Genomic DNA, 10,631 nt, shown 5'->3' with positions numbered 1-10,631 from the left:
GGCGACGGAACACCGGCACCGCGATGACCGCGGCGACCAGGAAAACCAGTAACAGGCTCAGGAAACCAGCAGGACCATGCATATCGCAATTATGCGCCGTCGGGCGCCGCCGTCGGGAGCCGGTAAGAAAATTCTCATTGAAGCGACCGGCCGGGGATGGTTTAGTCGGGGCAGCCTTCACGTGGAGATACCGATGTTCAAGATGCTGATGCCCGCGCTCCTGCTGGCCGCGGGCGCCGTTGCCGCCGAGCCGGTCTATTTTTCGGCGGACGTGGGCGGCCAACTGACGATCGGTCCCGCGGGCGAGGTGGTGGATGTCAGCCTCGAGGACGCCGCGTGGATGGGCGAGGACGTGGTGCAAGGCTACGAACGCCAGATCCGCGCCTGGCGGTTCAAGCCGGTGCTGGAAGACGGCAAGCCGGTCAATGCCGTTGCCAGGATGGCCCTGGGCCTGGTGGCCGTTCGCGACGACGAGGCCAGGACGGCCCACTTCGCCATCCGTCGCGCCGTATTCCTCGATCCGCCCGGTACCGGCCAGCCGCCCGGCGAAGGCAGGGCGCTGCGCATCCCCGCTTTCCCGGCCGAGGCCGTGCATTCGGGCACCGGCGCGAACATCATGCTGGTGGCCGAACTCGACGCCGAAGGCGACGTCAGGCGCGTGGCCGCCGAATCGGTGCACCTGACCGGCAACGTCCCGAAGCAGAAGTTCAAGTATTTCGGCAAGCAGTTCCGTCGCGCCGCGGAACAGGCGGCCAGCCAGTGGCGCTTCGACCATCTCGCCGGCGAAGGCATCGTGCGGATTCCGATGGTCTTTACCGTCTCGCGATCCGCGAAAGCGCCGGGCTGGCAGCAGATCCACCCGTTCCGGTTCGAGCCGCCGGCGTGGATCCGGCAAGCGGATGCGCCGCCGAGGAACCTGGCGGCCAACGGGGAGGGTAGCCGGCGGCTGGAGCTGTTGACGCCACTGGACGAAGCCGGGGGCTGATACCCGCGGCGTCCGCCACCACGAAAAAGCCGGCCCTGGGGCCGGCTTTTCCTTAGCGCTTCATCGAGCTGAAGAACTCGTCGTTGGACTTGGTGTTCTTCATCTTCTCGAGCAGGAACTCCATCGCGGCCAGCTCGTCCATCGGGTGCAGCAGCTTTCGGAGGATCCAGATCTTCTGCAGCATCTCGGCGTCGATCAGCAGCTCTTCGCGGCGGGTGCCCGAGCGGTTGATGTTGATGGCCGGGTAGACGCGCTTCTCGGCGATGCGGCGGTCAAGGTGCACTTCCGAGTTGCCGGTGCCCTTGAACTCTTCGTAGATCACCTCGTCCATCTTTGAGCCGGTTTCCACCAGCGTCGTGGCGATGATGGTCAGCGAACCGCCTTCCTCGACGTTGCGGGCCGCGCCGAAGAAGCGCTTCGGGCGGTGCAGGGCGTTGGCGTCGACGCCGCCGGTGAGCACCTTGCCGGAGCTGGGCACCACCGTGTTGTAGGCGCGGGCGAGGCGGGTGATCGAGTCGAGCATGATCACCACGTCGCGCTTGTGCTCGACCAGGCGCTTGGCGCGCTCGATCACCATCTCGGCGACCTGCACGTGGCGCGCGGCCGGCTCGTCGAAGGTCGAGGAAATGACCTCGCCGCGCACCGTGCGCTGCATCTCGGTGACCTCCTCGGGTCGCTCGTCGATCAGCAGCACGATCAGGTGCACGTCCGGATGGTTGTGGATGATCGCCTGGGCGACGTTCTGCATCAGCACCGTCTTGCCGGCCTTGGGCGGCGAGACGATCAGGGCGCGCTGGCCCTTGCCGATCGGCGACATCAGATCCATGACGCGACCGGTGATGTCTTCGGACGAGCCGTTGCCGCGCTCGAGGCGGAAGCGCTCGCGCGGGAACAGCGGCGTCAGGTTCTCGAACAGCACCTTGCCCTTGGAGGCCTCGGGCGGCTCGCCGTTGATGGTGTCGACGATGTTGAGCGCGACGTAGCGCTCGCCGTCCTTCGGGCTGCGGATGCGGCCGGAGATCTCGTCGCCGGTGCGCAGGTTGAAGCGGCGGATCTGGCTGGGCGAGATGTAGACATCGTCCGGGCCGGCCAGGTAGCTGGCGTCGTCAGAGCGCAGGAAGCCGTAGCCGTCCGGCAGGATCTCCAGCACGCCGTCGCCGGCCACGCCCTGCGGATGCCGGGTGAGCACCTTGAGCAGGGCGAAGGTGACGTCCTGCTTGCGCATGCGCGCCACGCCTTCGTGCAGGCCCAGCTTGTCGGCGATCTCGAGCAGCTTGTAGGCCGGCATGCGCTTGAGGTCGTTGAGGCTGTAGACCGGGAAGTCCGGCGGCAGCTGCGGCAGCGGGCGTTCGTTCTGGCTGCCGCCGTTGCCGCCGCCATTGCCGCTGTTGCCCTCGTCTTCGCCGCCGCCGCCGCCGTCGCGGTCGCGACCCTTGAAGCGGTCGCGCTTGTCGCGGAATCGGTCGCGCCGGTTCCGCCGGCCTTCGCGATTGCGGTCGCCGCCCTGGTTGTTCTGGCCGCCCTGGCCGCCGTCGTCGTTGCCACCCTGGCCACCCTGGCCCGGGTTGCCACCGCCGCCGCCACCACCACCACCGGCATCACCGGAGGAGCTGGCTTCGGCCGGGGCGCGCTCGGGGGCCGGCGCCGAAACCGGCGCGGGAGCCGGTGCAGGCGCAGGCGCGGGTGCCGGGGAATCGGCAGCCGGGGCGTCGTTCTTGGGGGCGGCGGCGCGCGGTTTGCGCGGACGCTTCTCGGCGCTGGCGCCGGAGTCGGTTTCGTTTTCGGACACGGAATTCACCTCGCGAACGCGAGCGTGTGGAGGAAGGGGGTCTTGCAGGACATCGGCGCCCAAGGCGCCCGAATGACCGTCAAGCTAACACCGCCGGGGGCGGCGCGACAAGCGCCCCTGCCCCCGCGGGGCCCCGGCGGACCGGGGCGGGACGCCTCAAAGCGCCTTGTCTACGAACTGCGCGAGCTGGGCCTTGCCCACCGCGCCGACCTGGGTGGCGTGCACCTTGCCGTCCTTGAACAGCATCAGGGTCGGGATGCCGCGAACGGCGTATTGGCGGGGAACCTGCGGGTTGTGGTCGATGTTGAGCTTGACCACTTTCACCTTGCCGGCATACGTGTCGGCCAATTCGTCCACCATCGGGCCGATCATCTTGCAGGGGCCACACCACTCGGCCCAGAAATCCACCAGCACCGGGGTATCGGACTGGAGCACCTGGGCCTCGAAGTCGGTGTCGCCCACATGAAGCACCTGGTCGCTCATGCGTCAAACTCCTGATTTACTTGGGGGTGGCGGCCCGGTCGGGCCTGCCGTTGGGGTAAACTGGGGCGCTTCGAACGTTAAATCAACCGCCATCGGCGGCCCCGGGTTCAGGGCAGTTTGCGACCCCCCGGCCAGGCCGCGCAAGCGCAGAGACGCGCAACCAGAGACCTACATGTCCGACAAACCACTGACTGATATCGCTTTTTCCAGCTTCGAGCTGCACCCCGACCTCCAGGCCGGCCTCGAATCCGCCGGCTTCAGCCGCTGTACCCCCATCCAGGCCCTGACCCTGCCGATCGCCCTGCGTGGCGGCGACGTCGCCGGCCAGGCCCAGACCGGCACCGGCAAGACCCTGGCCTTCCTGGTGGCGCTGATGAACCGGCTGCTCACCCGCCCGGCCCTGGCCGAGCGCAAGCCCGAGGACCCGCGCGCCCTCATCCTGGCGCCGACCCGCGAACTGGCCATCCAGATCCACAAGGACGCGGTGAAGTTCGGCTCCGACCTGGGCCTGCGTTTCGCCCTGGTCTACGGCGGCGTCGACTACGACAAGCAGCGCGACCTCCTGCAGCAGGGCGTGGACGTCATCATCGCCACCCCCGGCCGGCTCATCGACTACGTCAAGCAGCACAAGGTCGTGTCCCTGCACGCCTGCGAAGTCTGCGTCCTGGACGAAGCCGACCGCATGTTCGACCTGGGCTTCATCAAGGACATCCGCTTCCTGCTGCGGCGCATGCCGATCCGCACCGAGCGCCAGACCCTGCTGTTCAGCGCCACGCTCAGCCACCGCGTGCTGGAGCTGGCCTACGAACACATGAACGAGCCCGAGAAGCTGGTCGTCGAAACCGAGACGATCACCGCCGCCCGGGTGCGCCAGCGGGTCTACCTGCCGGCCGACGAGGAAAAGATCCCCCTGCTGATCGGCCTGCTGACCCGCAGCGAAGGCCAGCGCACCATGGTCTTCGTCAACACCAAGGTCTGGGTCGAGCGCGTGGCCAAGGCGCTCGAACGCGCCGGCTTCCGCGTCGGCGTGCTGTCGGGCGACGTGCCGCAGAAGAAGCGCGAGACCCTGCTGGGCCGCTTCCAGAAGGGCCAGCTGGACCTGCTGGTCGCCACCGACGTGGCGGCCCGCGGCCTGCACATCGATGGCGTCAGCCATGTCTACAACTACGACCTGCCGTTCGACGCCGAGGACTACGTGCACCGCATCGGCCGCACCGCGCGCCTGGGCGCCGAGGGCGACGCCATCAGCTTCGCCTGCGAGCGCTACGCCATGTCGCTGCCGGACATCGAGGCCTACATCGAGCAGAAGCTGCCGGTGGAGCCGGTGACGGCCGAGCTGCTGGTGCCGATGCCGCGCACGCCGCGGGCGAGCGATGGCGAGGAAGCCGGCGAAACCGAAAGCGTCAGCGCCATCTACCGCGAAGTCCGCGAGGCCAAGGCCGCCGAGGACGAGCGCCGCGGCGGCAGCCGGTCGGGCAGCCGTGGCGGCCGCGAAGGCGGTCGTTCGGGCGGTGCCAGCCGCGAACGGGGCCCGCGTTCTTCGGGTCCGCGCCGCGAACCTCGCTCCGCCACCGGCGATGACGCGCCCGCCGCCAGCAAGGCGCCGGATGCCGCCGCCGACGCCGGTGTCGAGCGGCCGGCGCGCCGCCCCGCGCCTTCGTCGCCGATGCAGGAAGACCCGAACGCACCGGCGCGCAAGCGTCGTCGCCGTCGTCGCGGTCGTCCGGTGGGCGAGGCTGCCGACGCGGGCACGCCGCGCAGCGAGTCGCCGCGCAAGGACGCACCGCGCAAGGACGCCGCCCGCAAGAAGCCGGAGGCCAAGCCCACCGCCGACGCCAAGCCGTCGCTGCTGGGCCGCATCAAGGCCGGCCTGAGCTCCCTGGTCAAGCGCAACCCGCCCGCGAAACACTGACCCGTCCCGCCCGCATGGCCCTGCTGCGCTTCGACAACGTCACCAAGACTTATGCCGGCAGCGCGCCGGCCCTTAGCGACGTCAGCTTCGCGGTGGAGGAGGGCGAGCTGCTCTTCGTCACCGGGCATTCGGGGGCCGGCAAGTCGACGCTGCTTCGGCTGATCCACCTGTCCGAGCGGCCCAGCCGCGGCACCGTGCTGGTGAACGAACGCAACCTGGCCAAGGTCCGCGGCCGCAAGGTGCCGCTGCACCGTCGCCAGGTCGGCGTGGTGTTCCAGGACCACCGGCTGCTGACCGATCGCAGCGTGTTCGACAACGTCGCCCTGCCGCTGCTGATCGCCGGCGTACCGCGCGCCGAGGTCGGCAAGCGCGTTCGCACCGTGCTCGACAAGGTCGGCCTGGGCGCACGCGAGCGCGCCCTGCCGATGCAGCTCTCCACCGGTGAACAGCAGCGCGTCGGCATTGCCCGCGCCGTCGTCGCGCAGCCGCAGCTGCTGGTCGCCGACGAACCCACCGGCAACCTCGACCCCCAGCTGGCGGCGGAAATCATGCAGCTCTTCGCCGCGCTGCCGGCCTCGGGCACCACCGTCATCATCGCCAGCCACGACCTGGCCCTGGTCAAGCGCATGCGCCAGCGCGTGCTGGTGCTCGACCACGGCAAGCTGGTGGACGACATCTCGCCCGAGGACCTGGCGGCATGAGTGCCAAGTCCGAGGGCCGCGGCCGGCCTGCCGCCGCCGAGCGGGTGAAGCCGGGCGGCGTGCGGGGGCGCCTGCGCGCCTGGCGCGAACAGCACCTGCATTCCCTGGTGTCGAGCCTGGGCCGGCTGCTGCAGCGTCCGGTCGCCACCAGCCTGACGGTGGGCGTCATGGCCGTGGCCATTGCCCTGCCGCTGGGCCTGGCGCTGGCGCTGGGCAACCTGGAGCGCTTCTCCGGCTCGGTCAGTGAATCGCGCGACATCGGCGTCTTCCTCGCCGCGGATGTCCCGGGTGATCGGGTGGAAACGCTGTCGGAAGAACTGCGCGCCCGTCCGGACGTCGTCGCCGTCGCCGTGCGCACGCCCGAAGACGGCCTGGCCGAATTCCGGGAAATGAGCGACCTCGCCGGCGCCCTCGAGGTGCTCGAAGGTAATCCGCTGCCCTACGTGCTGGTGGTCTCGCCGGCCGGTGACGACGACGGCAGTGCCCTGGCCGATGTCCTGCGCGCGCTGCCCGAGGCCGAGGTCGTGCAGCACGACGCCCTCTGGCGCCAGCGCCTGACCGCCTGGCTCGCCTTCGGCGAGCGCGTGGTGCAGGTGGTCGCGGTCCTGCTGGGCCTGGGGGTGCTGCTGGTGGTGGGCAATACCGTGCGCCTGGACATCGGCGCACGTAGCGAAGAGATCGCCGTGCTCCAGCACCTGGGGGCCACCGACGGCTTCGTCCGCCGGCCCTTCCTGTACCTGGGCGCCTGGTATGGCCTGGCCGCGGGCATGCTGGCGCTGGTGCTGCTGGCCGTCGCCGCGATCCTGCTGCAGGGCCGCCTGACCGCCCTGGTGGCCAGCTACGGCAGCCAATTCGCCCTTTCCGGCCCGGGCTGGACAGGCACCGGGGCCCTGCTGCTGGGGGCCGCGGCGATGGGGTGGCTGGGCGCGTGGCTCGCAACCGGGCATCATCTACGTCGGACCCGTCCTACGGACGTGTGAAATGAACAGCCCGAGTTTCCGAAGCTTCGACACCACCAGCCCCCGCATCATGGTCGTGGACGGCTCCAAGGTCGTGCGCAAGATGATCGAGGGTGTCCTGCGCCAGCAGCTCCCGGACCTGGAGTTCGTCGGCTGCGAAACCGGCGAGGAGGCCAAGGCCGCCCTCCAGGCCGGCGCGGTCAACCTGGTCACCACGGCCCTGCGCCTGCCGGACATGGACGGCCTGGAGCTGGCCCGCTACCTGCGCGAGCACACCCCGCAGGCCTACATCCCCATCATCGTGGTCTCGGGCGACGTGCAGGAACGGCTCGAAAGCCGCTCGATCAGCGACGACGTCACCGACTATTTCGACAAGTCGCTGGGCTTCAACGCCCTGGCCGCCTTCATCAAAGGCTACGTGGCGCCCGAATCCGAAGCCGGCGGCGAAGTCCTGTACGTCGAGGACAGCCGCGTCGTCGCCATGGCCACCCGGCGCATGCTGGAAAAACACGGCCTGACCGTCATCCACGCCACCGGTGTCGAGGACGCCATCGCCCACCTGGAAACCGCCAAGGCCCAGGGCAAGGTGCCGGGCCCGGACGTGGTGCTGACCGACGTCTACCTGAAGGGCGAACTGACCGGCAACGATCTCCTGCGCTCGATCCGCAACGACTTCGGCTACGTCAAAGGCCTGCTGCCGGTGCTGGTGATGACCGGTGACGCCAATCCGGCCAACCAGAGCGACCTGCTGCGCGCGGGCGCCAACGACCTGGTGCAAAAACCCATCGAAGAGCGCCTGCTGGTGACCAAGCTGCTGTTCCAGCTGCGGGTCGGCCGGCTGCTGCGGGCCAAGCTCGGGACCTAGGGTGGGCGACGAGCGCGTCCGGCTCGAACCGGGCTGGAAGGCCCGGGTCGGCGATTACCTGCTGCGGCCGGAGATGCAGGAACTTTCGGCCTTCCTTCGCCGGGAGAAGGCCGCCGGCAAACACATCTTTCCGCCCGGGCCACGCATTTTCGCGGCCCTCGACGCCACGCCCTTCGACGAGGTCAAGGTGGTCATCCTGGGCCAGGATCCGTACCACGGCCCCGGCCAGGCCCATGGCCTTTGTTTCTCGGTACTTCCGGGCGTGCCCGTCCCACCATCGCTGGGCAACATCTACAAGGAAATCCAGGCCGACCTGGGCCATGCCCCGCCGGGCCACGGCTGCCTGTTGCCCTGGGCCCGCCAGGGCGTGCTGCTGCTCAATGCCGTGCTGACGGTCGAAGAGGGCAGGGCCGGCTCGCACCAGGGCAAGGGCTGGGAGGGTTTCACCGATGCCATCGTCCAGGCCCTGGACCGGGAAAAGGAAGGCCTGGTCTTCATGCTGTGGGGCGCCTATGCCCAGGCCAAGGGCAAGCTGCTGCAAGGACGGCACTGCGTGCTTCGGGCGCCGCACCCCTCGCCGCTGTCGGCGCACCGGGGCTTCCTGGGCTGCGGTCACTTCAGCAAGGCCAACCGCTGGCTGCAGGTCGGCGGCAAAGCGCCGGTGAACTGGGCCCTGCCGGGACGCGAGCAAGTCGAGGCCCTCCTTGGGCCCGTGCGACAGGATTCCGGGGCCTCCGGTTGAAAGCGTGATGCCGGTCACGCCCCTGCCGGGGCCGGCTCAACTGACGTAATGCGGCGCATTCTGTCCTCTCGGGCCACTGACGGGCTCGGGGGAATTCGTGCAGGTCATTGAAATATCTGGGCTTCCTTGAACCCGGGAGGGTGATCCTTGCCTTTCGGGTGGGGCATATAGGAGGCTTGAAAAGACAATGCGGGGACATTGATCCCTGTAGAGGCGGGCCGGCTGGTAGCTGGCACGCATTTTGCTTTAGTGAGATTTGGCGCCCAGTTCCTAATTACTTCCAAAGGCGCCGGTTGTTTTTCAAGGGGGCAAGGTGACTGTGGAAATCGATTCGGGACGTCGTCCCGGCGCGGCGGCATGCCTGCGCCTGGCCGCTTCGGCGCTTACCTTGTTCCTGTGCCTGGGATCCGTCTCGGCCCAGGACGCCATCAACACCGCCACCGTCACCGCGCCATCGGGCATTACCGACCCGAACCCTGGCAACGACACCGCTACCGACACCGACGCCCTGCTGACGCCGACGCTCGTGGTGTCCAAGTCCGGGGTCCTGGATGCCGACGTGGTCGCCCCCGCGGGCGTAGCCAACGTCGGCGACCAGATCGTCTACACCATCACCGTCCAGAACACCGGCACCGGCCCGGCCACGGGCGTGTCGATGAACGATCCCCTGCTTGCTTCGCTCAGCTGCCAGATCGGCGGTTCCGCGACCGCGCTGCCCGCCACCCTGCCGGCCTCCCAGAGCCTGGTCTGCACCGGCACCCATACGCTCGGCCAGGCCGATATCGATGCCGGCAGCGTGGACAACACCGCCACCGCCACCGCGAACCAGGTCTGTCGCGCCGGCCTGGATCCGGTCTGTTCGGCGACCGCGAACACCGTGGTTCCCCAGGTCCAGTCCCTGGGCCTGGCGAAGAGCGCCGCGGTCCTGTCCAACGACGTCAACGGCGACGGTCTGATCAACGCTGGCGACACGCTCGAATACACGGTCACGGCGACCAACACCGGCAACGTTGCCCTGTCCGCCGTCGTGGTCAGCGACGGCCAGCTGACGCCTGGCAGCATCACCTGCGCGACGGTTCCGGCGGGCGGCACCTGTGTGCTGACGGGTACCCACGTCGTCACGGCGGCGGAAGCCCAGGCCGGCCAGGTCGTCAACACGGCCAGCGTCACCAGCACCGAAGTGCCGGGCCCGACGAACTCCAATACCGTGACCACGCCCGTGGTCCAGGTGCCGGCGCTCACCCTGGCCAAGTCGGCGGCGACGCTGACCACCGATGCCGACGGCTCGGGAAACATCACCGAGGGCGACACCCTGAGCTACACGGTGACGCTGACCAATACCGGCGATATCGCCCTGACCTCGGTCGTGGTGAGCGATCCGCAGCTGACCCCGGCCAGCGCCAACTGCGCCAGCGTCGCCGTGGGTGCCACCTGCGTGCTCTCCGGAACCCACGTGGTGACCGCCGCGGAAGCCCAGGCGGGCGAGGTGGTCAACACGGCCAACGCGACCAGCACTGAAGTACCGGGTCCGACCAACTCCAACACCGTCACCACGCCTGTCGTGCAGGTGCCGGCGCTCACCCTGGCCAAGTCCGCCGCCACCCTGACCACGGATGCCGACGGCTCGGGCAACATCACCGAAGGCGACACTCTCAGCTACACGGTCACGCTGACCAATACGGGCGACGTCGCCCTGACCTCGGTCGTGGTGAGCGATCCGCAGTTGACCCCGGGCAGCACGAGCTGCGCCAGCGTTGTCGTGGGCGGTACCTGCGTGCTCACGGGCACGCATGTGGTGACCGCCGCGGAAGCGCAGGCCGGCGAAGTGGTCAATACGGCGAACGCGACCAGCACCGAGGTGCTGGGTCCGACCAATTCCAACACCGTCACCACGCCCGTGGTCCAGGTGCCGGCGCTGACGCTCGCCAAGTCCGGCGCGACGCTGACCACCGACGCGGATGCCAGCGGCAACATCACCGAAGGCGACACGCTGAGCTACACCGTCACGCTGACCAATACGGGCGACGTGGCGCTGACCAGCGTGGTCGTCAGCGATCCGCAGCTGACTCCCGGCAGCACGACCTGCGCCAGCGTCGCCGTCGGCGGCACCTGCGTGCTCTCCGGTACGCACGTGGTCACCGCCGCGGAAGCCCAGGCGGGCCAGGTGGTCAACACCGCCAACGCGACCAGCACCG

The 10,631-nt window shown here is 69.1% G+C and carries 10 protein-coding genes; 7 read left to right on the top strand and 3 right to left on the bottom strand.

All coding sequences use genetic code 11. From position 1 onward, the window contains the following. On the bottom strand, positions 1-181 hold a 181-nt coding region (locus tag N788_RS14975; protein WP_211250711.1), incomplete at its 3' end, for a hypothetical protein. A gap of 12 nt (positions 182-193) precedes the next feature. On the opposite strand from N788_RS14975, the gene N788_RS14865 reads away from it, so the two are divergent. Further along, positions 194-985 carry a hypothetical protein gene (locus tag N788_RS14865; RefSeq protein ID WP_034224616.1) on the top strand — a complete coding sequence of 264 codons (792 nt, stop codon included), beginning with the start codon at positions 194-196 and terminating at the stop codon, positions 983-985. Between the two features lie 52 nt (positions 986-1,037). On the opposite strand, the gene rho is transcribed toward N788_RS14865, so the two are convergent. Beyond that, positions 1,038-2,774, bottom strand: a complete 1,737-nt coding sequence (gene rho, locus N788_RS10095) for a transcription termination factor Rho (protein ID WP_034224624.1) — start codon at positions 2,772-2,774, stop codon at positions 1,038-1,040. 156 nt (positions 2,775-2,930) lie between these two features. Continuing rightward, the gene (gene trxA / locus N788_RS10090) at positions 2,931-3,257 is read right to left on the bottom strand and encodes a thioredoxin TrxA (protein ID WP_034224613.1); all 327 of its coding nucleotides are present in this window, start codon (positions 3,255-3,257) and stop codon (positions 2,931-2,933) included. A gap of 172 nt (positions 3,258-3,429) precedes the next feature. Between trxA and rhlB the strand changes: the two genes are divergently transcribed. The 6 genes from rhlB to N788_RS10060 form a co-directional block, all read left to right on the top strand. Continuing rightward, a complete protein-coding gene (rhlB, locus tag N788_RS10085) occupies positions 3,430-5,169 on the top strand; it encodes an ATP-dependent RNA helicase RhlB (protein ID WP_034224610.1) in 1,740 nt (579 codons plus the stop codon). 14 nt (positions 5,170-5,183) lie between these two features. Beyond that, a complete protein-coding gene (gene ftsE, locus N788_RS10080; protein WP_034224607.1) occupies positions 5,184-5,870 on the top strand; it encodes a cell division ATP-binding protein FtsE in 687 nt (228 codons plus the stop codon). Continuing rightward, complete coding sequence (gene ftsX, locus N788_RS10075) at positions 5,867-6,850, top strand: permease-like cell division protein FtsX (RefSeq protein WP_084695999.1); 984 nt, start codon at positions 5,867-5,869, stop codon at positions 6,848-6,850. Before ftsE ends, ftsX begins: the two co-directional genes overlap by 4 nt. Position 6,851: 1 nt before the next feature. Next, a complete protein-coding gene (locus tag N788_RS10070; RefSeq protein ID WP_034224605.1) occupies positions 6,852-7,694 on the top strand; it encodes a response regulator in 843 nt (280 codons plus the stop codon). 1 nt (position 7,695) lies between these two features. After that, positions 7,696-8,436, top strand: coding sequence for a uracil-DNA glycosylase (gene ung / locus N788_RS10065; RefSeq protein WP_034224604.1), 741 nt, complete (start codon positions 7,696-7,698; stop codon positions 8,434-8,436). A 313-nt stretch (positions 8,437-8,749) separates the two neighbouring features. After that, positions 8,750-10,631, top strand: a 1,882-nt coding sequence (locus N788_RS10060; RefSeq protein ID WP_152560449.1) for a beta strand repeat-containing protein, incomplete at its 3' end; no start/stop codon positions are given.

This window comes from Arenimonas donghaensis DSM 18148 = HO3-R19, assembly GCF_000743535.1.
Taxonomy (GTDB): Bacteria; Pseudomonadota; Gammaproteobacteria; order Xanthomonadales; family Xanthomonadaceae; genus Arenimonas; species Arenimonas donghaensis.
This window is presented reverse-complemented; position numbering and strand designations above follow the sequence as displayed.